Origin of the sequence: Ruegeria arenilitoris (assembly GCF_013032855.1) — a bacterium.
GTDB classification, from domain to species: Bacteria; Pseudomonadota; Alphaproteobacteria; order Rhodobacterales; family Rhodobacteraceae; genus Ruegeria; species Ruegeria arenilitoris.
The window spans coordinates 252,573-273,969 of sequence record NZ_WQDA01000002.1; the positions used below are offsets into that span (position 1 = coordinate 252,573).

The following is a 21,397-nucleotide window of genomic DNA, read 5'->3' on the forward strand; positions in this document are numbered from 1 at the left end:
GCAATCTAGAGGAACATAGTAATGAGCAAGGACGCAGTTCTTCAGCTGATCAAAGACGAGGGTGCCGAGTATGTCGACATCCGCTTCACCGATCCGCGTGGCAAGCTTCAGCACGTGACCGTCATGGCCGACCAGGTCGACGAAGACTTCCTTGAGGAAGGCTTCATGTTCGACGGTTCGTCCATCGCCGGCTGGAAGTCGATCGAAGCATCGGACATGAAACTGATGCCCGATACCGAAAGCGCGTATGTCGATCCCTTCTATGCGGAAAAGACTATCTGCCTGCACTGCTCGGTCGTGGAACCCGATACCGGCGAAGCCTATGAGCGTGACCCCCGCGGCACCGCGCAGAAGGCCGAAGCCTACCTGAAGTCTTCGGGCGTTGGCGACGTGGCTTACATGGGCCCCGAGGCCGAGTTCTTCCTGTTCGACGACGTGCGCTTCTCGAACAGCATCAACAAGGTATCCTACGAAGTTGATGCAACCGATGCGTCCTGGAACACCGACACCGAATACGAGATGGGCAACATGGGCCATCGTCCGGGCGTCAAGGGCGGCTACTTCCCGGTCAACCCGATCGACGAGGCACAGGACCTGCGTTCGGAAATGCTGTCGACCATGAAGCGTCTGGGCATGAAGGTCGACAAGCACCACCACGAAGTGGCCTCGTGCCAGCACGAGCTGGGCCTGATCTTCGACAGCCTGACCAAGCAGGCCGACGAGCTGCAGAAATACAAGTACGTCATCCACAACGTCGCGCACGCCTACGGCAAGTCGGCCACTTTCATGCCGAAGCCGATCGCAGGCGACAATGGCACCGGTATGCACGTCAACATGTCGATCTGGAAGGACGGCAAGCCGCTGTTTGCAGGCGACAAATATGCCGATCTGTCGGACGAAGCCCTGTGGTTCATTGGCGGTATCCTCAAGCACGCCAAGACCCTGAACGCTTTCACCAACCCGTCGACCAACAGCTACAAGCGCCTGATCCCGGGCTTCGAAGCCCCCGTTCTGCGCGCCTACTCGGCCCGCAACCGTTCGGGTTGCGTCCGTATCCCGTGGACTGAATCGCCGAAGGCCAAGCGCGTCGAGGCCCGCTTCCCCGATCCGTCGGCAAACCCCTACCTGGCGTTTGCGGCACTGCTGATGGCCGGCCTGGACGGCATCAAGAACAAGATCGATCCGGGCGAAGCCATGGACAAGAACCTGTACGATCTGCCCGCCGAAGAACTGGCCGGTATCCCGACCGTCTGCGGCAGCCTGCGCGAGGCGCTGGAATGTCTGGCGGCCGATCACGACTTCCTGCTGCAGGGCGACGTGTTCACCAAAGACCAGATCGACGGCTACATCGCACTGAAGATGGAAGAGGTCGAAACCTACGAGCACACTCCGCACCCGGTCGAATACGGCATGTACTACAGCTGCTGACCCCGGTCGGAAGTCCAATGAAAAGACCTTGGGGGGCGTCCTGTCGGGCGCCCCTTTTCAGTGGTGCAAGGCCCCGATATTTCCCTTTGTGACAGGCGCCTTTGCCGCTAGGCTGAAGATCAATTCAATTATCAGGATTTTTCATGCGCCTTCTCGCCCTGACCCTCTCTGCAGCACTTCTTGTTTCAGGCGCTGCTGCGCAGACGATCGACCGGATCAAAGAAACACGCGAAATCCGGTTTGGGTTTCGTACAGATGCTGCCCCGCTTTCGTTCATCAACGACAAGGAGCGACCCGACGGGTTGTCCGTGATGGTCTGCGACCAAGTTGCCCGAGCCATCGCCAGCCGACTGGGTGCGGACGACCTCACCGCACAATTCATTCCGGTGCAGTCGGATACACGCTTTGACATGGTCGCCTCTGGCCAGATCGACCTGTTGTGCGGCGCGGCGACAATAACCTTGTCGCGGCGGGAAACCGTTGATTTCTCGATCCCGATCTTCGTAGACGGAACATCCGTTTTGCTGCCGATAGATGCGGAAGTCACGATGGCGTCGCTTTCCGGCAAGAAAGTCGGCATGCGCAGCAGCACGACCACCGAAGAAGCCGTGTTCAACTCGTTCGGATCAGCGGGGATCGAGGCAAAGCTCGTTCGGTTCGCCTCGCATCCCGACGGGATCAAGGCTTTGCGGGACGGAGAGATCGACGCCTATTTCGCCGACCAATCCATCCTTTTGGTGAATTATCTGGCAGCTGGATTGAAGGACGACTTCAAAATCTCGCAGGAGATTCTGACGATTGAAAAACAGGGCCTGGCCCTTGCACGCGGCGATGATGACTTTCGCCTGATGGTCGATGAGATCCTGTCGCAGATGTATGCACAAGGCACGATGGAAGAGATATTTCGCGCCGCACTCCCCGGGATTGAACCCAGCGAGGCCCTGAAAGCCCTGTACGTTATCGCACCCACCCTGCCCTGATTTCCAGGAGGTCTCCATGCGCCTTACGGTCCTGTCCGTTTTCATTGCACTGAGTGCACCCATTGCGGCGCAGTCCGCTCCCTGCGGGAACACAGGCGCTGGTTTTGAAGCCTGGAAGGCCGATTTTGCCAAGCAGGCGCGCAAAGCCGGAGTAAAGAAAAAAGGGCTGCAGGCTCTGGCGCAAACCCAATACGCCACGCGAACCATCGCCGCGGATCGGGGGCAAAAAAGCTTCAAATACTCCCTCGACAAGTTCATGAAGGTTCGAGGGGCGGATACGATCGTGGCCCAGGGCCGCAAGCGAAAGGCCCGAAACCCGGAATTCTACGCGGCGCTGGAGCGTCAGTACGGTGTCCCGGCCGGCGTTCTGATTGCCATTCACGGCATGGAAACCGGGTTCGGAAACTTCATGGGCGACAGCCAGGTTGTTTCCGCAATCACAACATTGGCCTACGATTGTCGCCGGTCCGACTTCTTTGTTCCCCATGCCATCGGAGCGCTGAAACTGGTCGATCAGGGGGCGATCACGGTGGCAACAAAAGGGGCAAAACATGGCGAGTTGGGCCACACCCAGTTTCTGCCCGGCAATGCTCTGACCTATGGCGTGGACGCCACGGGTGACGGGCGCGTGGACTTCTACAACATGACGGATGCGTTGGCCTCAACCGCAAATTTTCTTCGGCAGAAAGGGTGGAAACCCGGCCGGGGCTATCAACCCGGCGAACCGAATTTTGCGGTGATCCAGCAATGGAATGCCGCATCGGTTTACCAAAAATCAATTGCGATCATGGCCGCTCGAATCGACAACTGAGGCTTTGTCAGCAACCTGACCGCCGCACTCAATTCCGCCACATTGCTGCCACAGTGTCGGGCGGAAAGCTCTAATTTCTTGGTTTCCAAAGCGTAATCAATCGTCGCAAAAATTCATTTTTTTGCAATATGGTCAAAATTTGACCCTCATCACCAACTAGAGTGTTGGTTCAGTATTCGTACGGCAGAGGGCAAGACTGTGACCACGAAGCACAGATACCACGGTGGCCTGCAATTCAACGGCGACACGAACGGCGCGTTGGAGCGGTTCGGCCATATCGTGGTGGCAACTCTTGAGGACTACGGGCATCTTGTGGAACGCAAGACCCTGCTGAGCCAGACCGAGGCAACCATCGTGTCCAGCCAGTACCTTGTCCGTTTGACCCTCGAGTCCGAACCCCGGGAGACCAGCGACCGCTATGGGCGTCTGGACCGTACGGTTGGCCTGAAGACCATGGTGCGCCCATCGGCGGCACGACCGCGCAACCGATTGGTGATCTCGGTCTCGCCTGTTTCCGGCCTGGTGGATGACCCCGAGATTTCCGAATTGATGCTTGTCGTCATGCTGTATCGGATGGTCGACATCTGCTCGACGCAACGAGTGGAATGGCTGTCGCCGAAAACCGTTTTGACGATCGAACAGTTCATGGGCGCGTTTGACTCGTTGATGCCACGCAAGCAGCGGAACCGCCGCGAGGCGTTCGAGGCGGTCAGCGGACCTTTCGCCGGCCTTGAGCCCGCTGCAACTGATGACCACGAAGCCGTCAAATCGCCGGCAAAGCCGCCGCGCCCGATTCAATTGACCGATGAGCAATTGCTCAGCATCGCCTTCCGTTCCGACGAGGCCGACGCACCCGTTTCCGATGCACCGGCCGCGACGGATGGCGATGAAGACCGGCCCAGTGACGCGTTGCGACTGACCAGCTGGGCCCTGACCGGTGCCGTTGCCAGCCTGTCGGCGCCGATCGCTCTGTCGATGGCCGCTGTGAACCTCATTCGGGGCGAAGACTTTCGCCTGAACACTCAGGTCCTGGCCTATACGGTCGCCATCGTATCGCTGAACTCAAGTGGTGCGTTTGCCGATGTCGCCAATGCGATCGGACTGTAACTGAATTACCAGAAGACCCTCCTTGGAGGCCCCGCCATCAGGCGGGGTTTTCCATTTCTGGCAGGTGCTCGACCGGCACGACATAGGTGTGGATCGAGAACACCACGGCCCGTGTCTCGGGCAACCGCAAAAGCGTTTGCCGCTCGCTGCGCAGATACCGGGTGGTACCACGGTCACGGATCTCGCGCGGGGCGCTGGCGCTGCGGGGCTGGTGCAACTCGGGGTCGTCATACCACAGCGCGTTGAACCGCCACAAAGGCCGGCCGACCTGAATCCCGTCGAACAGGCGCTGTACCCGGCGCGCGATGTTGAGATCGTAGCTGTCGACCGGCGCGTGAATGTCGATCAGTGGTCGCATGAATTTCTCGGACAGTCGCCAGCTGGCGGGAAAGCACAGGATGGCCCCGGTCAGCACATGCTCGTCGCCCTGTTTCTGCAGGATGCAGAAATCCTCCTGCGCCAGCAGGCAAAGCGTATCCAAAGGATTGTCGCGATCAATCGGCACGGCGGCCCCATCCGGGCGCTGCGCGGTGTCGGCCGCCTCGGGATAGACCTGCGCCAGAACTAGGTCCAGCAGCTCGACGGCGGCCGGGTGCGCCTGCGCGTCCAGCGCCAGAACGTCGTCCCGGCGGGTTTCAAGCAGGTGCTGGCGGTGGCGCATCTGCGCGGCGAAGGCATCATCGCGATGCAACCAGTCGTCCATCGTGGTCGGCGCGATTCCCGGCAGCGGTCGCTGTTGGGTCGGATCGTAGGGCAGAGTCTGTTGCAGAATGGCTGTCATGGCCTTGGGTTAGCACTCGAAACAGGCCTTGTCGGTCAAAAAGCGACTGGCAAATCGTCGCAATTCACCCAGACGGCGCCGCCCTGCCCCGTCAGGCTGAACCGGCATGCAGGGAGGCGCGCCGTGAACCACCACTACAGAGACACCCGCAAGATCGACCCAAGCCGCGGCGCGACGCTGGGCGACGGCACGCCGAACGACAATGACCGGATCGAGATCGGCCCCACCCAACTTGCATTCAGCGAATGGGCCGCCGCCGGGTTGCAACTGCCCAACCTGGACCGGATGCGCGAATATCGCTGGAAACGGCTGACCCAGGCGATCGTCAACCGGGGCTATGGCGGGCTGTTGATGTTCGACCCGCTCAACATCCGATACGCCACCGACAGCACCAACATGCAGCTTTGGAACACCCACAACCCGTTCCGGGCGGTGCTGCTGTGCGCCGATGGCTACATGGTGATCTGGGACTACAAGAACTCGCCCTTCCTGTCCAAATTCAACCCTCTGGTGCGCGAGCAGCGCTCCGGCGCGGACCTGTTCTATTTCGACCGGGGCGACAAGGTGGACGTGCAGGCGGACGTGTTCGCCAACGAGGTGCGCGTGCTGATGCAGGACCACGCCCCCGGCCACACCCGGCTGGCGGTGGACAAGATCATGCTGCACGGCCTCCGCGCGCTCGAGGCGCAGGGTTTCGAGATCATGGAAGGCGAAGAGGTCACCGAAAAGACCCGCGCCATCAAGGGCCCTGACGAGATACTGGCCATGCTCTGCGCCAGCCACGCCTGCGAAACCGCCGTGGCCGAGATGGAGAAGTTCGCCCGCACCCATGTGGGCGACGGCAAGACCTCCGAGGATGACATCTGGGCGGTTCTGCACGCCGAGAACATCAAGCGCGGTGGCGAGTGGATCGAAACCCGCTTGCTGGCCTCAGGGCCACGTACCAACCCGTGGTTTCAGGAATGCGGGCCGCGGATTACTCAGAAGAATGAAATCATCGCCTTTGATACCGATCTGATCGGCAGCTACGGCATTTGCGTCGACATCTCGCGCACCTGGTGGATCGGGGATGAAAAACCCCGCCCCGACATGATCTATGCCATGCAGCACGCGCACGAGCACATCATGACCAACATGGAGATGCTGAAGCCCGGCGTGATGATCCCCGACCTGACCGCCAACTGCCACAGGCTGGACGACAAGTTCCAAGCACAGAAGTACGGCTGCCTGATGCATGGCGTGGGCCTGTGCGACGAATGGCCGTTGGTGGCTTATCCCGACAAGGCAGTGCCAGGCTCATATGATTATCCGCTGGAACCGGGCATGGTGCTGTGCGTCGAGGCCGCCGTGGGCGAAGTCGGCGGCGATTTCTCGATTAAGCTGGAAGATCAGGTTCTGATCACCGAAGATGGCTACGAGAACCTGACCCGCTACCCGTTCGATTCCGCGCTTATGGGGCTCGACTAGGCCTCAATCCGCCCAGTGAGAGCGACGCACATTTCCGTGCCAATCCTCAAGCACCGGCTCTGCCGATGCGCCTGGCGAAAACGTGTCTTGGGGCCAGTGCAGTCCGGCGGCAAATCCGATGGCCGTGGCCAGAAAGACGGCAACCGCCGTACCGACCTGTGCAACTTCGAAATGCGCCACGTTTGTCGAATGTGTCATCTCCGCGCTCCTTGATCCTTTGTTTCGGTTAGGCCGAACATGGGAGCTTCTGAATCATTATTAAAACGAATTGTTGTTCGCTTAGACTTCACAGATTGTGATCAACGCCCTGACAAAGGGCGCCTCACGATCATCGCCTGCGCCCTCACCTTCCCGTGACGGTCCTGTCACAAGGGTTGAGACTGCACTGCCTTGTTCACAGTATTGCGCCCAGCATCACAGCCTGAGGACTCGACATGCCCACAGAACGCGTCACATTTTCCGGTCACGATGGTGGCCGACTGGCTGCTCGGCTGGATCTCCCCGATGGGCCGGTGCTGGCAACTGCGCTTTTTGCTCATTGCTTTACCTGCTCCAAGGACATACCTGCGGCCCGGCGCATCAGCGCGCGGCTGGCCGCGATGGGATTTGCCGTTCTCCGGTTCGACTTCACGGGCCTTGGCCATTCCGACGGCGAGTTCGCCAACACGACTTTCACTTCGAACGTTGAGGATCTGATCGCCGCTGCGCAGTTTCTTGCGGGCCGGAACATGGCGCCCGACCTGCTTGTCGGGCATTCTTTGGGCGGGGCCGCGGTCTTGCGGGCGCGGGCCGGTATACCCTCGGTAAAGGCGGTGGTCACGATCGGCGCCCCGGCCGATCCCGGCCATGTGGCTCATCACTTTGAAGACGCACGGGGCCAGATCGAACAGGATGGCAGCGCCGAAGTTCTGCTGGGTGGGCGCCCCATCCGCATCGGCCGAGAGTTTGTGCGCGATATCTCTGAATCCGAACTGACGCCCTCGATTGCCGAGTTGAAGGCCGCGCTGCTGATCCTGCATGCGCCGCGCGACGAAACAGTCAGCATCGACAATGCCAGCACGATCTTTCTGGCCGCCAAGCACCCAAAAAGCTTTGTTACGCTGGACGATGCAGACCACCTGATCACCCGTCCGAAGGATGCAGAATACGCCGCCGACGTCATCGCGGCCTGGGTATCGCGCTATGTCCCGCTGTCGCCGCCCGCCCCGCCGCCGGGCGCGCCCGAAGGCGTGGTGCGCGTGACCGAAGTGGACCCGGGCGGTTTTCTTCAGGACATTCAATCAGGTCCCAGCCATCATGCCGTGGCGGATGAGCCGGCCTCTTACGGCGGGACCGATCGCGGCATGTCGCCTTATGGCTTCGTTTCTGCCGGGCTTGGGGCGTGCACTTCGATGACCATCCGCATGTATGCGCGACGCAAGCAATGGCCCCTGACCGGGATCAGCGTGGATGTCTGTCACAACAAGGTGCACGCGCAGGACGCGGGGTTGGCCGGGGATGGAAAGGTCGACCAGTTCCGCCGCAAGATCCGACTGGACGGACCGCTGGACAATGACCAGCGGACCAAGCTTCTTGAGATCGCCGACAAATGCCCAGTGCACCGCACGCTTGAAAATTCAGCGCATATCACCACCGAACTGCTGCCGCCGGAACCTGTTGCGGCTCCGGCGTGAACCGATACCCGTTCCGGATGACCTATCGCCGAGGCGCAGGCCTGTGGATCGGGGGCCGTGCCGCTGGTGGGCGGGCCACGGGCGGTCGAGGACGCGCCGGCGGCTTGGCGATCGGAGGTTTCGGCCGCGCGGGCGGTTTCGCAATTGGCGGCTTGGGTTTGGGCGGCGGTTTCCCACCCGGCGGTTTACCCGGCGGCGGTGGGCGGTCCACGTCAATGTCGACATTCACGTTGCGGTAATAGTCGTTCCACAGCATCGAGTCATAGAACGGGTCATATCCGTATCCTACACCGACCGTGACGCCTTCACAGCCCGAGAGGGTGAATCCCCCGGCCCCAAGCCCCAGAACGATGACGGATCGCTTCAAAAAGGTTCCTGCCATTTTCACGCCCTCACTGCACTGACCGGAATGACGCGAAGATGGCATTCAGATCCTCGACATAGCCAGGATCTGCACCGTCGCGCAGGATGGTCACCACAACCGCAACACGGTTTCGCGGCAGGTCGATCACCGTCGCGGTGAAGTTGATCCCGCGCCCGTCACGGGTGCCGGTGCCGCGAATGACCCGGGCCGGCAAACCGCCGATGCGCATGTTCGCATCACTTGTCACCTCTGGGTTTTTCACCAGAAACTTGTCGACATCCTGCAAGTAACGGACCCCGTCCTCGATGCTGGCAACGCCGAACGGCGAAACGAACCCGATCCAGACCGAGTCATCTGTGACCGGGCGCGCAGCCATCACCCGGCTTACGGACCGGGTATCGCCCAGTTGTGTATCCTCAAGATCGCGTGGGCCGCCCGTGCGCAGCATCCAGAAATCCGGGACATCGAACTGAAACAGCGCACGCCCCCCTTCGGTGTAGGTGACTGGCGTATCGCTCAGCCCCGCACCCGTCATGCCGACCCAAAAAGCCGCGCCGATGGCAAAAAGGTTTTTCTTAAACAAGCTGATATCTCTATTTGTTGGTGTCATCGTCCCGAGGATGAGCGATGCAACCCGCGCTTGTCCAGTTTTTAAAGAGTTTTGCTCAGGGGGCCCGCCCGACCTGCGTTGCCGCCTAGTCTGCATATACGCCGACTGTCGCATCGCCGGCCTCTCCCACAAATCGTATCCGCGTACCGTCCGACTGAACATCGTAACAGGCCCAAAAGTCAGACGGTGGCCAGATCGAACAGTATCTGTCATCCCGCACCGCCCAGCGCCCCGAGCTGGGTCGACCCGAGAAATACTGCGTGGCCATAGACGGCTCGAAGACCTGTGTGGCTCCGTTGTCATAAGCCAGCGTCCGGCGCGACAGGGCGTCGAGAATCTGCGCGCCCGTCAGCGGTCGGAACGTGTCGGCCGCCAGAATTCCGGGCCAAACCAACAAAATCAGGGCAAACCGTCTCATCCCGCGTCTCCTGCCTTGTCCCAACGGTCCGGCGAGTCTATCACCCGCGCCAACACCCATTGCCAACCGAAAAAGGTGCCGCCGCCCATGATTCCCCGCTATTCCCGCCCCGAAATGGTTGCCGTCTGGTCGCCCGAGACCAAGTTCCGCATCTGGTACGAGATCGAGGCCCATGCCTGCGACGCGATGGCCGATCTGGGCGTCATCCCGCGCGAAAACGCCGAGGCCGTCTGGAAGGCCAAGGACGTGGAATTCGACGTGGCCCGCATCGACGAGATCGAGGCCGTGACCAAGCATGACGTCATCGCCTTTCTGACCCATCTGGCCGAGCATGTCGGCAGCGATGAGGCCCGCTTTGTCCACCAGGGCATGACCAGCTCGGACGTGCTGGATACCTGCTTCAACGTGCAACTGACCCGCGCCGCCGACATCCTGATCGCCGATCTCGAAGGTCTGCTGGCCGCTCTCAAGCGCCGCGCCTACGAGCACAAGGACACTGTCCGCATCGGCCGCAGCCACGGCATTCATGCCGAACCCACCACCATGGGCCTGACCTTCGCGCGCTTCTACGCCGAGATGGACCGCAACCTGTCGCGGATGCGCGACGCCCGCGCCGAGATCGCCACCGGCGCCATCAGCGGCGCGGTCGGCACCTTCGCCAATATCGACCCGCGCGTCGAAGAGCATGTCTGCGAAAAACTGGGCCTGGTGCCCGAGCCGATCAGCACGCAGGTCATCCCGCGCGACCGCCACGCGGCCTTCTTTGCCACGCTGGGCGTGATCGCCAGCAGCATCGAGAACATCGCCATCGAAATCCGCCACATGCAGCGCACCGAAGTTCTGGAGGCCGAGGAGTTCTTTTCCAAAGGCCAGAAGGGCTCGTCGGCGATGCCGCACAAGCGCAACCCGGTGCTGACCGAGAACCTGACCGGCCTGGCCCGGTTGGTGCGCATGACCGTGATCCCGGCGATGGAGAACGTGGCCCTGTGGCACGAGCGCGACATCAGCCACAGCTCGGTCGAGCGCAACATAGGCCCCGACGCCACCGTGACCCTGGATTTTGCCCTGTCGCGCCTGACCGGGGTGATCGACAAGCTGGTGGTCTATCCGGACAACATGCTGGCCAACATGAACAAGTTCCGCGGTCTGGTCATGAGCCAGCGCGTGCTGCTGGCCCTGACTCAAGCCGGCGTCAGCCGCGAAGACGCCTATCGCCTGGTGCAGCGCAACGCGATGAAGGTCTGGGAAGAAGGCAAGGACTTCAAAACCGAACTGCTGGCCGACCCGGATGTGACCGCAGCGCTGAGCAAGGAAGAGATCGAAGAAAAATTCGACCTTGGTTATCACACCAAACATGTCGACACGATCTTCGAGCGGGTGTTCGGCGAGTAACCCTCGACGCAGGAACGGCTTTTGCCGGGGCCCGGGTCGCGCTGCGCGATCCGGGCCCCTGTCTTTTGCGGAAACGTCCGAAATCGGCTATGCTGAATGGGCAATTTCCGTTCAAGGAGAGTCCATCATGATCCGCACGACACTCTGCGCACTGGCCCTTGCCCTGTCCGCCTCGTCCGCATTCGCCTGCCAAGGCCACAGCAAGCAATCGCAATCCTGTGCGCCTGGTACGACTTGGGATTCGGCCTCGGAAAGCTGCGTGAAAAACGCCAGCAGCTGAATTCTTGTCCTACTTGTGAATAAAAGCGAGCCATTGGCTGTTAGCTTTTTTGAAGAACGCACTATGCTTCTTGCGAGCAGCCCTTGGAACGGAGTAGGACAATGCGCCTTTTGATGGCCACGGCACTAGCCCTTCAGACCTTTGCCTTTGCCCCCGCGGTCAGTGCCGCCGGCGGTGACAGCAGCCCCCCAAAACCGACGAATACCACCAAGAAATGCCTGTTCGGCCGCGTCTATGACGAAGCAGCCGGCCGGTGCGTCAAACCGAACAAGACCAATTTCAGCGAAGAGCAATTGTATCAGGCCGTGCGCGAGCTTGCTTATGACGGCCAGTTCGAAAATGCGCAGAACGTGTTGCGGGTCATGGATCAAGACGATGATCGCGTTTTGACGTATTGGGGCTTCACCTACCGCAAAATGGGCGAAGCCGAGCTGGCCAACACCTACTACCAACGCGCAATCAAAACCAATCCTGACAACATTCTGGCCCGCAGCTACATGGGTCAGGGATATGTCACCGAAGGGAAAACCGAATTGGCCATCGCGCAATGGCGCGAGATCAAGGCACGCGGAGGAGAAGGCACCTGGGCCGAAGCGTCTCTGCGCGAGGCGATCCGCACGGGGCTGACTTACAGCTACTAGGTTCAGTCTTTCTTTACTCGACTCTCGCTAGTCTGCCTGCGGAACAAAAATTGACACCGCAGGCAGATGCAAGATTCACATGCTTTGGTACAGACCGCGCCGGGCAATTCTGCTCCGGCCGAGAAACAGACGGATGACGCCCCTCGCGTCATACCTCGCCAACTCACGCCCGGTCAGAAGGCCGCCATCATCGTACGCCTGCTGTTGAACGAGGGGGCCGATCTTCCGTTGGAGGAGTTGCCCGACGAACTGCAGGAACGGCTGACCCTCCAACTGGGCCGGATGGGGCTGGTTGACCGTGTAACCCTCGCTGCGGTCGCGCAAGAATTCGCAGATGCGCTGGACAGCGTCGGACTTGCCTTCCCGCACGGCTTGGCTGGGGCGCTTGACGCAGTAAATGGCAAGATTGCCCCGGCGACCGCCGCCCGGCTGCGCAAGGTCGCGGGTGTGCGCCAGGTCGGCGATCCATGGCTGCGCCTGCGTGACACCCCTGCCGAAGACCTTGCGCGTATGGCTCAGGCCGAAAGCACCGAAGTTGCAGCCGTCATGCTATCCAAGCTCGATACGGCGAAGGCAGCACAGTTGTTGGCGCAATTGCCCGGACCGGTGGCCAGACGGATTACCTATGCCGTGTCAAAAACCGCCAACGTGACGCCCGAGGCGGTGGAGCGGATCGGCTGGTCCCTGGCCGCGCAATTGGATCAACGCCCGGTTCCGGCCTTCAACGATTCACCCGACACGCGCGTCGGGGCGATCTTGAACCAATCCCCCCCCTCCACGCGTGACGGGCTGCTGGACGCGCTCGATGAGGAGGATTCTGAGTTCGCCAGCGCTGTTCGAAAGTCCATCTTAACCTTTGCGCACATCGCCACGCGCATTGCTGCACGGGATGTGCCTGCCATCCTGCGCGAAGTCGATCAGCCAATTCTGATAGCCGCTCTGGCTGGCGCCAGAACCGAGGATGACAAGGCCTCGGTCGACCATCTGCTGTCCAACATATCCGCACGGATGGCCGACAACCTGCGCGAAGAAATTGCTGAACGCGGCAAGGTCAAGCAGGCCGAAGCAGAGGAGGCCATGACCCAGATTGTCAGTGCGATCCGCACACTCGTGGACGCCGGCACAATTGCCCTTGTCGAAGCGGATGCCGACGGCAACGACGACTAAGGGCTGCCCGCCGCTGGCTCGGATGCCGCGGAACCCGGGCTCGGGACAATGCTTGTGGTTGTTGCGCGCCGGCTGTATGTCTGAGTCCGCAATTCACAACACCCGGTGAGATCCCCCGATGCCCGTCGAAAAGTCGGAACTGAGCCGCTTTGAGCTTGGTCAATACTATGTCGCCAACCTGTTCCTGAAAGGCATGATCGTCGCAATGCGTCTTTTGCCCTATGAACGGCGCATTTCGACGATGGGGGCGATCGTGCGCGGGTTGGCCCCGGCGGTTGGGTTCACCAAACGTGTGCGCAGCAACCTGAAACTGACCTGCCCTGACCTGCCTGAAGCCGAAGTCAAACGCATTTGCCGTGCAGTGCCCGACAACGCAGGCCGCGCGATCATGGAACACTTCTCGCCCGAGGATTTCACTGAACGGCAGAAGAACGCAAAAGTATCTGGTTCAGGAATCGCCGCCTTTGAACAAGCGGTGGCCGAAGGTCGGCCGGTGATGATGATCACCGCACATTTCGGTCACTACCTTGCTGCGCGGATCGCATTGCAGGCGCGCAGCGGCAAGCCGATTGGTTGCCTGTACCGTCGCATGGCCAATCCGTATTTCAACCAGATGTATGTCGACGCCTTCCACAAAACCGGCGAGCCGATGTTCGAACAAGGCCGGCGCGGCATGGTGGAAATGGTTCGGTCCCTCAAGAAGGGCGGCATCATCGCCATCGTATCGGACCTGCACGCCCATGGCGGTGAAGAATTGACGTTTTTTGGCAAACCCGCTGTCACGTCTGTTTTGAACGCGGAATTGGCAATGAAATACGATGCCGTTCTCATTCCTTGTTATGCGGTGCGCCAAGCCAACGGTATCGATTTCGAGATCGTTTTGCATGATCCGGTGCCGCATACGGACCCCAAGACCATGACCCAATTCATCAACGATGACCTCGAAGGCATGGTGCGGAAACACATGGGCCAATGGTTCTGGATTCACCGACGGTGGAAAGCCTGGAATGGGCTGGGTGTGCAGCCTCAGGACATGCCCTGAGCCGCCCTCTACTTCACCCTTGTTGAGGCGATGATCGGGCCATTGCCAGTGCCCTGAATCAGAACCACCGCGGGCAGGTCCGAAGACAGTTCGATCTGAAAATCCTGTTCAGCCGACCCGTTCCATCGGCCCGCTTCGTGCCATTCCTCAACGACATTCGCGTAGTCCAGATCGTGTCCGGCCAATTCGCCCCGTCGAATCGATGCGTGGCGCAACGGCGTGTATTGTACGACCACCACGTCATAGTTTTCCGCGGCGGCGAGATCGACCGGGGCAACGCGGACCGTAACCGTGTTCCCGGACCTCTGCGCCGAAACCGACGCGGTGGGCGCAGCGGTCAAATGCGCGTCGATCAATCGGTTCAAATCGCGGGTTTTGGCACCGACGACATCCTGTTGTCCGTTTATCACCATCTGTGGGGTATAGATCATCGAACGGCCGCCGCGCCGTGCATAGGCGCGCTGACGGTCCGTATGCGCCGGATCGGCATACTCGTCCTTCCAACCGATGTAGTCCCAATAGTCCACGTGCAGCGCCAAGCCGATCACGTCGTCGCGCATGGCGAGATCGTGCATGATCGCATCTGCCGGCGGACAGGACGAACACCCCTGCGAGGTAAACAATTCGACCACTACCGGGCCGTCCGCCCAGGCCGAAGACGCCGACAGGAACACGGACGCAAGAAATGTGGTCAGGGCTGATCTTTTCATTTCACTCTCTGTTTGAGGAGCCTGCAAGCACCGGTGTACTCCGCCACCGGATCAAGCGCCAATCAAGGTTTCTTGAGACAGGTTTCGGCGGCAATCCGCAAAAATGTGTGCAATGGTATACAAAAATTGCCGCACCCGCCCTGTTGGACCTTGAACCGCAGGCCTTGGTGATGCAGATACCGCTCAGCGAATCCCAATTCCACGTCATTTGAGAGGGAGGCCACAGATGCCCATCAAAGTCGGACAGGATACCGCCAAGACACGCAGCAGCCTGAGCGTGAATGGCAAGTCCATCTCGTATTACTCGATCCCCGCCGCGCAAGAGGCCGGCCTGGGCGATTTCTCCAAGCTTCCCGCCGCGCTGAAAGTGGTGCTGGAAAACATGCTGCGGTTCGAGGACGGCGGCTTCTCGGTCTCGGTCGATGACATCAAGGCTTTTGCCGAATGGGGTGCCAACAACGGGAAGAACCCGCGCGAGATCGCTTACCGCCCTGCCCGCGTGCTGATGCAGGACTTCACCGGCGTTCCGGCCGTTGTCGACCTGGCCGCGATGCGCGACGGCATCAAGGCGCTGGGGGGCGACGCCCAGAAGATCAACCCGCTGAACCCCGTTGACCTGGTCATCGACCACTCGGTCATGATCGATGAATTCGGCAACCCGCGCGCCTTCCAGATGAACGTGGACCGCGAATATGAGCGCAACATGGAGCGCTACCAGTTCCTGAAATGGGGCCAGAGCGCGTTCAACAACTTCCGCGTGGTACCGCCGGGCACCGGCATCTGCCACCAGGTGAACCTGGAATACCTGGCCCAGACCGTCTGGACCGACACCGACCAGAACGGCGAAGAAGTCGCATATCCCGACACGCTGGTCGGCACCGACAGCCACACCACTATGGTCAACGGCATGGCCGTTCTGGGCTGGGGCGTTGGCGGGATCGAGGCCGAGGCCGCGATGCTGGGTCAGCCGATCTCGATGCTGATCCCCGAAGTGATCGGGTTCGAACTGACCGGCGAGATGGTCGAAGGCACCACCGGCACCGACCTGGTTCTGAAGGTCGTGGAGATGCTGCGCGCCAAGGGCGTGGTGGGCAAGTTCGTTGAATTCTACGGCGAAGGCCTGGACCGTCTGCCGCTGGCCGACCGTGCAACCATCGCCAACATGGCGCCCGAATACGGCGCGACCTGCGGCTTCTTCCCGATCGACAACGAAACCCTGCGCTACCTGCGCAACACCGGCCGTGACGAGGACCGCATCGCGCTGGTCGAAGCCTACGCCAAGGAAAACGGTTTCTGGCGCGACGAGAACTATGCCCCGGTCTACACCGACACCCTGACGCTGGACATGAGCACCATCGTTCCGGCGATCTCGGGTCCCAAGCGTCCGCAGGACTATGTGCCCCTGACCAACGCCAAGGCTGCCTTCCGCCAGGAAATGGAAAACACTTTCAAGCGCCCGATGGGCAAGGAAGTGCCGGTCAAAGGCGAAGACTACACCATGGAATCGGGCAAGGTCGTGATCGCTTCGATCACGTCGTGCACCAACACTTCGAACCCCTATGTGATGATCGGTGCGGGCCTTGTCGCACGCAAGGCGGCGGCTTTGGGCCTGAACCGCCAACCGTGGGTCAAAACCTCTCTGGCCCCGGGATCGCAGGTCGTATCCGCATATCTTGAGGCCGCTGGCCTGCAGGAAGATCTGGACAAGATCGGCTTCAACCTCGTTGGTTATGGCTGCACCACCTGCATCGGCAACTCGGGCCCGATCCAGAAAGAGATCTCGGAAGCCATCGCCGAGGGCGACCTTGTGGCGACCTCGGTCCTGTCGGGCAACCGCAACTTCGAAGGCCGGATCTCGCCCGACGTGCGCGCCAACTACCTGGCTTCGCCGCCGCTGGTGGTTGTCTATGCGCTGGCCGGCACGCTGGACATCGACCTGACCTCGGAACCGATCGGTCAGGACAAGGACGGCAACGACGTCTACATGAAAGACATCTGGCCGACCCAGAAAGAGATCGCCGAACTGGTCGAGGCAACCGTAACCCGCGAGGCATTCCAGTCGAAATACGCTGATGTCTTCAAGGGCGACGAGAAATGGCAATCGGTCGAAACCACCGATGCCGAGACCTATGACTGGCCGCCGACGTCGACCTACATCCAGAACCCGCCCTACTTCCAGGGTATGGGGGCACAGCCGGGCACCATCTCGAACATCGAAGGCGCCAAGGTTCTGGCCATTCTGGGCGACATGGTGACCACCGACCACATCTCGCCGGCTGGTTCGTTTGCAACCACCAGCCCCGCGGGCAAATACCTGCTGGAGCGCCAGGTGCAACCGCGCGAGTTCAACTCGTACGGGTCGCGTCGTGGCAACCACGAGGTCATGATGCGCGGCACCTTCGCCAACATCCGCATCAAGAACGAGATGCTGGACGGTGTCGAGGGTGGTTACACCAAAGGCCCCGATGGGCAGCAGACCTCGATCTATGACGCATCGATGGCCTATCAGGCAGAAGGCACTCCGCTGGTCGTGATCGGCGGCGAGCAGTATGGCGCCGGTTCCTCGCGGGACTGGGCGGCCAAGGGCACCGCGCTGCTGGGTGTCAAGGCCGTGATCGCAGAAAGCTTCGAGCGTATCCACCGCTCGAACCTGGTGGGCATGGGCGTCATCCCGTTCGAGTTCACCGCCGGCGACAACCGCAAGACGCTGGGCTTGAAAGGCGACGAGACCTTCTCGATCCACGGTCTGGACACGATCCAGCCGCTGCAAGAGGTGCCCTGCACCATCACCTATGCGGACGGAACCGAGAAGATCATCACGCTCAAGTGCCGCATCGATACCGCGCCCGAGATCGAATACATCGAAAACGGCGGCGTGCTGCACTATGTGCTGCGGAACCTGGCCAAGGCCAGCTAAGCCGGCACAAAGCCAAGAACGCAAGGGCGCCCCGACCGGGCGCCCTTTTTCGTTTCAGGTCTGGCCATTATCGCGTTGTGTTCCTTGCAGATAAGCGGTCTGCTAAGGGCATGGAAAAAGTTGCCTTGATAACTGGTGGTGCTCGCGGAATTGGCCGGGCCATCGCGGTTGATCTGGCCGTGGATCATCAGGTCGCCCTGACGTGGCACAGGACCGAACCGCAGCCCTTGCCCGATGACCGACCGGCCCTGACCCTGCAAAGCGATCTGACCCAAGAAGGTCAGCCCGAAGACGTGGTGCGCCGCGTCATCGACAGGTTCGGGCGGCTGGATGTGATCATCAACAATGCCGGGCTGGTTCAGGCCACACCAAAGGACCGGTTCAGCCGAAAGGACCACAGGGCCATTCTTGATCTAAACCTGCTGGTTCCGGCCGCGCTGATGGCTGCCGCGTTGCCTCACCTGCAGCCGGGAGCGTCGGTCGTCAGTATCTCGTCAGTCAACGCCGAGCTTCCCCCGCGCGACGCCGCGACCTATGGGGCCAGCAAAGCCGCGCTGAACTTGTGGACCCGCGCCATGGCGAAAGAACTGGGCCCAGACGGCATTCGCGTCAACGCGGTGGCACCCGGAGCGATCAACATCCCCGAAGCCCCAAGACCCGACGATCTGACCGACCTGTTCGTTCAGAACACGGCGCTGGGGCGTGTTGGGATACCCGAGGACATAGCGCGCGCAGTTCGCTTTCTAGCATCCGAAGACGCGTCCTTCATCACCGGAGAGGTGCTGACCGTCTCTGGCGGGTATCGCCTTTAACCCCGGCGTTACTGCGCGGCGGCTTTTTCCAATGCGGGTCGGATAGTGCTCTCGATCACGCGCTGGGTGATCGGGCCGGCAAACCGCAGGATGATCGTGCCGTCACCATCGATCACGTAGGTCTCGGGCACGCCGTAGACGCCCCAGTCCAACCCCATGCGGCCATTTTCATCGCGCCCGATGGCGGCATAAGGATCACCCAGTTCGCTTAGGAAAGCGTCGGCGTTGGCCAGTTTGTCTTTGTAGTTGATGCCGTAGACCGGAATATCTTCCTGCGCCAGCTTCTCGAGGTTCGGATGCTCGGCGCGGCAGGGAGCACACCAGCTGGCCCAATAGTTCACCAGCTTGACCTGGCCGTCGCGCAGGGTTGCATCGTCGAACCCCTGTTTCCCCGGAAACTCGGCCAGAACAACGGGCGGCGCTGGCTGGCCTTCGCGGGCCGAGGGCAGCGCGTTGGGATCTTCGCGGAACATGCCAATGGCCGCCAGCACTGCAAAGGCTCCGAAAATCAGTGGTGGAGCAATCATCAACGGCGAGATCTTAGCCATTGCGCGACATCCTCTGTTCGATCTTTTCCATCTCGGCCCGGACCTTGCGACCACGCAGGATGCTGAAAACCACCAGTGCCACCAGCAAAACGATCGAGGCCGCGTAGGAGGACAGAACCGTTTCGGCGTATTTTCCCAGATCAGGCATCATCCGTTTACCCTTTCCCGTGCCAGCAGCGCTTTGATGCGCCGCGCGCGGATTTCGGTTCCGGTCCGGTACAGGACCAGCGCGATGAACAGCAGCACGAAGCCGATGATGCAGGTCAGCAGCGGGTAGAAGAACACGTTGCTGACCTTCTCGGTGGTGTCCGTGCCGGTGATCGCCCCTGCGCGCATCACCGATGCGCCCTGATGCAGACCCTGGTTCCAGAAATTCACCGCATAGCGGCTGAGGATTGCAAAGACCGACCCCACGATGCACAGGACCGAGGTCAGGTCCGCCGCCGTGTCGGGGTCTTCGATCGCCTCCCAAAGGGCGATGTAGCCCAGATAGAACAGGAACAGGATCAGGAACGAGGTCAGGCGCGGATCCCAGGCCCACCAGGTGCCCCACATCGGCTGCCCCCAGATGGCGCCGGTGGCCAGCGCGATCAGGGTCATCACGATGCCGATCGGCGCTGCGGCGCGTGCGGCAAGGGCACTGACATGGTGCCTGCGCACCAGCCAGACCAGCGAGGTGACCAGCATCATCAGCCAGCAATTGATGGCCATCAGCGCCGATGGCACATGCAAGTAGATGATTTTGACGGTCGACCCCTGCTTGTAGTCATCCGGCGTGAAGAAGAACCCCCACACCAGCCCGACGACCAGAAACAGGGCCGAGCTGATCCAGAAGAACGGCAGGACCCGCTCGCTGGTGGCGAGGAACTTGCGCGGGTTGGCGTATTCCCACAGGGCGTTGGCTTTGGCTGCTATCGACATGGGCCTTATCTAGTCCGAGTCGGGGGCGTTCTCAATTGACATCGGTCAACGTGCCCCAATCATCTGAGGTTGATGCGCAGCACCGCCGCGCTGGCAAAAGGCAGAAGGGCGACCGTGGCGGCAGTGATCCCGGCCAACATCAGCAGCGAGGTCTGGACCTCCATCCCGGTGGCACCACGGCGCGCGACCTCGGCCCCGAAGATCAGCGTTGGCACGTATAGCGGCAGCACCAGCAGCGACAGCAGCAGGCCTCCGCGTTTGAGCCCAACGGTCAGGGCTGCGCCGAAAGTGCCGATCACGCTGAGCGCGGGCGTGCCGATCAACAGCGAGACGACCAGCCATCCGAAACCGGGGCCGGGCAGGTTCAGCAGCACCCCAAGCACCGGCGCGGCCAGCACCAGCGGCAGGCCGGTGGTAATCCAATGTGCCAGCGCCTTGATCGTGACCACCGATTCCAGCGGCAGCGGCGCGGTGGCCAGCAGGTCGAGCGACCCGTCCTCCCAGTCCAGTGCCAGCAGACGATCCAGAGACAGCAGACAGGCCAGCAATGCGCCCAGCCACAGCACCCCCGGCGCGATGGTCGCCAACAGCGAGGATTGCGGACCCACAGAAAACGGCACCAGAACGGTGACGATCAGGAAAAAGGCCAGACCCAGGCCGAACCCGCCCCCCGCGCGGAAGGCCAGTTTCAGGTCACGCAGCAGCAGGGCGATCACAGGAAGCCTCCGTCGAAGTCATCCAGCGCCTTTGGGCGCGCCTTGTTTGGGCCGACATCCAGGACCTCACCATCGAGGCCCAGGTCGATATGGGTGGCAATCAGGGCCGAGCCGCCCTGCCCCAGATGCGCCCGCACTGCATCGGCGAACATTGCCACGGCGGTCTTGTCCAGTGACACGGTGGGTTCGTCCAGCATCCAGATCGGGCGGCTGGTCACCAGCATCCGCGCCAGACCCAGTCGGCGTTTCTGACCCGCGGACAGGTTGCCTGCGTGACGATCGGCCAGTTCGTTCAGGGCAAAGGCCTCCAGCGCGGGCTGGATGTCGCGCGTGCCAAAGACCGAGGCCCAGAAGGTCAGGTTCTCGGTCACGGTCAGGGTGGGTTTGAGTCCGTCGGAATGGGCGGCATAGGCGATCCGGTCCTCGGCCCCCTCGATCCGGCCCGAGAGCGGTGGTTGCAGCCCGGCCAGCGTGCGCAGAAGGGTGGTCTTGCCGATCCCGTTCGGGCCGCGCAGGATCAGCGCCTTGCCCGGGGGCAGCGCGAAACTGAGGCCTTCAAGCACGGGCACACCCCCTCGGGCGATGGCAAGGTCGGTCACGGTCAGTGTCATG

At 61.2% G+C, this 21,397-nt stretch carries 24 protein-coding genes; 13 read left to right on the forward strand and 11 right to left on the reverse strand.

The genetic code is table 11. From position 1 onward, the window contains the following. Nucleotides 1-21 precede the first annotated feature (21 nt). The 4 genes from glnA (at nt 22) to GOW72_RS07425 (ending at nt 4,326) form a co-directional block, all read left to right on the forward strand. On the forward strand, nt 22-1,428 hold the full coding sequence (gene glnA, locus GOW72_RS07410; RefSeq protein ID WP_093962421.1) for a type I glutamate--ammonia ligase: 1,407 nt from the start codon (nt 22-24) through the stop codon (nt 1,426-1,428). A gap of 143 nt (nt 1,429-1,571) precedes the next feature. Further along, on the forward strand, nt 1,572-2,408 hold the full coding sequence (locus tag GOW72_RS07415; protein ID WP_170358729.1) for an amino acid ABC transporter substrate-binding protein: 837 nt from the start codon (nt 1,572-1,574) through the stop codon (nt 2,406-2,408). Between the two features lie 16 nt (nt 2,409-2,424). Beyond that, on the forward strand, nt 2,425-3,219 hold the full coding sequence (locus GOW72_RS07420) for a lytic murein transglycosylase (RefSeq protein WP_170338547.1): 795 nt from the start codon (nt 2,425-2,427) through the stop codon (nt 3,217-3,219). A 198-nt stretch (nt 3,220-3,417) separates the two neighbouring features. Beyond that, complete coding sequence (locus tag GOW72_RS07425; protein WP_342355356.1) at nt 3,418-4,326, forward strand: hypothetical protein; 909 nt, start codon at nt 3,418-3,420, stop codon at nt 4,324-4,326. Between the two features lie 37 nt (nt 4,327-4,363). Here the strand turns inward: GOW72_RS07425 and GOW72_RS07430 are convergent, their stop codons facing one another. After that, entirely contained in the window at nt 4,364-5,107 is a 744-nt protein-coding gene (locus tag GOW72_RS07430) for a heme-dependent oxidative N-demethylase family protein (RefSeq protein ID WP_170366329.1), read from the reverse strand. A 123-nt stretch (nt 5,108-5,230) separates the two neighbouring features. Here GOW72_RS07430 and dddP point away from each other — a divergent pair, with 123 nt between their 5' ends. Beyond that, nucleotides 5,231-6,574, forward strand: a complete 1,344-nt coding sequence (dddP, locus tag GOW72_RS07435; protein ID WP_170366332.1) for a dimethylsulfonioproprionate lyase DddP — start codon at nt 5,231-5,233, stop codon at nt 6,572-6,574. Nucleotides 6,575-6,577: 3 nt separating this feature from the next. Here the strand turns inward: dddP and GOW72_RS07440 are convergent, their stop codons facing one another. Then, nucleotides 6,578-6,772, reverse strand: coding sequence for a hypothetical protein (locus tag GOW72_RS07440; RefSeq protein WP_170338541.1), 195 nt, complete (start codon nt 6,770-6,772; stop codon nt 6,578-6,580). A gap of 236 nt (nt 6,773-7,008) precedes the next feature. On the opposite strand from GOW72_RS07440, the gene GOW72_RS07445 reads away from it, so the two are divergent. Continuing rightward, nucleotides 7,009-8,247 (forward strand): bifunctional alpha/beta hydrolase/OsmC family protein, encoded by a 1,239-nt coding sequence (locus GOW72_RS07445; RefSeq protein WP_170358722.1) that lies wholly within the window; start codon nt 7,009-7,011, stop codon nt 8,245-8,247. 22 nt (nt 8,248-8,269) lie between these two features. On the opposite strand, the gene GOW72_RS07450 is transcribed toward GOW72_RS07445, so the two are convergent. From GOW72_RS07450 to GOW72_RS07460, 3 genes are all read right to left on the reverse strand, one after another. Further along, nucleotides 8,270-8,629: a hypothetical protein gene (locus GOW72_RS07450; RefSeq protein WP_170338034.1), complete on the reverse strand. Its 360-nt coding sequence runs from the start codon at nt 8,627-8,629 to the stop codon at nt 8,270-8,272. Nucleotides 8,630-8,639: 10 nt separating this feature from the next. Further along, complete coding sequence (locus GOW72_RS07455; protein ID WP_244952358.1) at nt 8,640-9,194, reverse strand: hypothetical protein; 555 nt, start codon at nt 9,192-9,194, stop codon at nt 8,640-8,642. 112 nt (nt 9,195-9,306) lie between these two features. Beyond that, the gene (locus GOW72_RS07460; RefSeq protein WP_170366334.1) at nt 9,307-9,639 is read right to left on the reverse strand and encodes a hypothetical protein; all 333 of its coding nucleotides are present in this window, start codon (nt 9,637-9,639) and stop codon (nt 9,307-9,309) included. 87 nt (nt 9,640-9,726) lie between these two features. Here GOW72_RS07460 and purB point away from each other — a divergent pair, with 87 nt between their 5' ends. From purB to GOW72_RS07485, 5 genes are all read left to right on the forward strand, one after another. Continuing rightward, nucleotides 9,727-11,031, forward strand: coding sequence for an adenylosuccinate lyase (gene purB, locus GOW72_RS07465; RefSeq protein WP_170338031.1), 1,305 nt, complete (start codon nt 9,727-9,729; stop codon nt 11,029-11,031). 127 nt (nt 11,032-11,158) lie between these two features. Further along, the gene (locus GOW72_RS07470) at nt 11,159-11,311 is read left to right on the forward strand and encodes an adenylosuccinate lyase (RefSeq protein ID WP_141138470.1); all 153 of its coding nucleotides are present in this window, start codon (nt 11,159-11,161) and stop codon (nt 11,309-11,311) included. Nucleotides 11,312-11,412: 101 nt separating this feature from the next. Next, nucleotides 11,413-11,952, forward strand: a complete 540-nt coding sequence (locus tag GOW72_RS07475) for a tetratricopeptide repeat protein (protein ID WP_170338029.1) — start codon at nt 11,413-11,415, stop codon at nt 11,950-11,952. A gap of 66 nt (nt 11,953-12,018) precedes the next feature. Next, the gene (locus GOW72_RS07480; RefSeq protein ID WP_170366337.1) at nt 12,019-13,119 is read left to right on the forward strand and encodes a flagellar motor switch protein FliG; all 1,101 of its coding nucleotides are present in this window, start codon (nt 12,019-12,021) and stop codon (nt 13,117-13,119) included. 118 nt (nt 13,120-13,237) lie between these two features. After that, nucleotides 13,238-14,161: a lysophospholipid acyltransferase family protein gene (locus GOW72_RS07485; protein ID WP_170366339.1), complete on the forward strand. Its 924-nt coding sequence runs from the start codon at nt 13,238-13,240 to the stop codon at nt 14,159-14,161. Between the two features lie 8 nt (nt 14,162-14,169). Here GOW72_RS07485 and GOW72_RS07490 read toward each other — a convergent pair whose 3' ends face one another. Further along, complete coding sequence (locus GOW72_RS07490; RefSeq protein WP_170366341.1) at nt 14,170-14,871, reverse strand: DUF1223 domain-containing protein; 702 nt, start codon at nt 14,869-14,871, stop codon at nt 14,170-14,172. A 226-nt stretch (nt 14,872-15,097) separates the two neighbouring features. On the opposite strand from GOW72_RS07490, the gene acnA reads away from it, so the two are divergent. Continuing rightward, nucleotides 15,098-17,788, forward strand: a complete 2,691-nt coding sequence (acnA, locus tag GOW72_RS07495; RefSeq protein ID WP_170366342.1) for an aconitate hydratase AcnA — start codon at nt 15,098-15,100, stop codon at nt 17,786-17,788. A gap of 110 nt (nt 17,789-17,898) precedes the next feature. Next, entirely contained in the window at nt 17,899-18,600 is a 702-nt protein-coding gene (locus GOW72_RS07500) for an SDR family NAD(P)-dependent oxidoreductase (protein WP_170366344.1), read from the forward strand. 8 nt (nt 18,601-18,608) lie between these two features. Here GOW72_RS07500 and GOW72_RS07505 read toward each other — a convergent pair whose 3' ends face one another. From GOW72_RS07505 to ccmA, 5 genes are read right to left on the reverse strand one after another with little or no spacing between them, the layout of a single operon-like run. Further along, entirely contained in the window at nt 18,609-19,148 is a 540-nt protein-coding gene (locus GOW72_RS07505) for a DsbE family thiol:disulfide interchange protein (protein WP_170366346.1), read from the reverse strand. Continuing rightward, a complete protein-coding gene (gene ccmD / locus GOW72_RS07510) occupies nt 19,141-19,299 on the reverse strand; it encodes a heme exporter protein CcmD (protein WP_005982370.1) in 159 nt (52 codons plus the stop codon). The genes GOW72_RS07505 and ccmD overlap by 8 nt, the downstream gene beginning before the upstream one ends. After that, nucleotides 19,296-20,069 carry a heme ABC transporter permease gene (locus GOW72_RS07515; RefSeq protein ID WP_005982368.1) on the reverse strand — a complete coding sequence of 258 codons (774 nt, stop codon included), beginning with the start codon at nt 20,067-20,069 and terminating at the stop codon, nt 19,296-19,298. Before GOW72_RS07515 ends, ccmD begins: the two co-directional genes overlap by 4 nt. Nucleotides 20,070-20,128: 59 nt before the next feature. Beyond that, nucleotides 20,129-20,785: a heme exporter protein CcmB gene (gene ccmB / locus GOW72_RS07520; RefSeq protein ID WP_170366348.1), complete on the reverse strand. Its 657-nt coding sequence runs from the start codon at nt 20,783-20,785 to the stop codon at nt 20,129-20,131. Then, on the reverse strand, nt 20,782-21,396 hold the full coding sequence (gene ccmA / locus GOW72_RS07525; protein ID WP_170366350.1) for a heme ABC exporter ATP-binding protein CcmA: 615 nt from the start codon (nt 21,394-21,396) through the stop codon (nt 20,782-20,784). The genes ccmB and ccmA overlap by 4 nt, the downstream gene beginning before the upstream one ends. Nucleotide 21,397 lies beyond the last annotated feature (1 nt).

What these genes read in the sequence shown, in the direction of transcription:
- glnA (WP_093962421.1), top strand. Translation starts at nt 22, where the DNA reads ATGAGCAAGGACGCAGTTCTTCAGCTGATCAAAGACGAGGGTGCCGAG.
- GOW72_RS07415 (WP_170358729.1), top strand. Translation starts at nt 1,572, where the DNA reads ATGCGCCTTCTCGCCCTGACCCTCTCTGCAGCACTTCTTGTTTCAGGC.
- GOW72_RS07420 (WP_170338547.1), top strand. Translation starts at nt 2,425, where the DNA reads ATGCGCCTTACGGTCCTGTCCGTTTTCATTGCACTGAGTGCACCCATT.
- GOW72_RS07430 (WP_170366329.1), bottom strand. Translation starts at nt 5,107, where the DNA reads ATGACAGCCATTCTGCAACAGACTCTGCCCTACGATCCGACCCAACAG.
- GOW72_RS07440 (WP_170338541.1), bottom strand. Translation starts at nt 6,772, where the DNA reads ATGACACATTCGACAAACGTGGCGCATTTCGAAGTTGCACAGGTCGGT.
- GOW72_RS07445 (WP_170358722.1), top strand. Translation starts at nt 7,009, where the DNA reads ATGCCCACAGAACGCGTCACATTTTCCGGTCACGATGGTGGCCGACTG.
- GOW72_RS07450 (WP_170338034.1), bottom strand. Translation starts at nt 8,629, where the DNA reads ATGGCAGGAACCTTTTTGAAGCGATCCGTCATCGTTCTGGGGCTTGGG.
- GOW72_RS07460 (WP_170366334.1), bottom strand. Translation starts at nt 9,639, where the DNA reads ATGAGACGGTTTGCCCTGATTTTGTTGGTTTGGCCCGGAATTCTGGCG.
- purB (WP_170338031.1), top strand. Translation starts at nt 9,727, where the DNA reads ATGATTCCCCGCTATTCCCGCCCCGAAATGGTTGCCGTCTGGTCGCCC.
- GOW72_RS07470 (WP_141138470.1), top strand. Translation starts at nt 11,159, where the DNA reads ATGATCCGCACGACACTCTGCGCACTGGCCCTTGCCCTGTCCGCCTCG.
- GOW72_RS07475 (WP_170338029.1), top strand. Translation starts at nt 11,413, where the DNA reads ATGCGCCTTTTGATGGCCACGGCACTAGCCCTTCAGACCTTTGCCTTT.
- GOW72_RS07480 (WP_170366337.1), top strand. Translation starts at nt 12,019, where the DNA reads ATGCAAGATTCACATGCTTTGGTACAGACCGCGCCGGGCAATTCTGCT.
- GOW72_RS07485 (WP_170366339.1), top strand. Translation starts at nt 13,238, where the DNA reads ATGCCCGTCGAAAAGTCGGAACTGAGCCGCTTTGAGCTTGGTCAATAC.
- GOW72_RS07490 (WP_170366341.1), bottom strand. Translation starts at nt 14,871, where the DNA reads ATGAAAAGATCAGCCCTGACCACATTTCTTGCGTCCGTGTTCCTGTCG.
- acnA (WP_170366342.1), top strand. Translation starts at nt 15,098, where the DNA reads ATGCCCATCAAAGTCGGACAGGATACCGCCAAGACACGCAGCAGCCTG.
- GOW72_RS07500 (WP_170366344.1), top strand. Translation starts at nt 17,899, where the DNA reads ATGGAAAAAGTTGCCTTGATAACTGGTGGTGCTCGCGGAATTGGCCGG.
- GOW72_RS07505 (WP_170366346.1), bottom strand. Translation starts at nt 19,148, where the DNA reads ATGGCTAAGATCTCGCCGTTGATGATTGCTCCACCACTGATTTTCGGA.
- ccmD (WP_005982370.1), bottom strand. Translation starts at nt 19,299, where the DNA reads ATGATGCCTGATCTGGGAAAATACGCCGAAACGGTTCTGTCCTCCTAC.
- GOW72_RS07515 (WP_005982368.1), bottom strand. Translation starts at nt 20,069, where the DNA reads ATGTCGATAGCAGCCAAAGCCAACGCCCTGTGGGAATACGCCAACCCG.
- ccmA (WP_170366350.1), bottom strand. Translation starts at nt 21,396, where the DNA reads ATGACACTGACCGTGACCGACCTTGCCATCGCCCGAGGGGGTGTGCCC.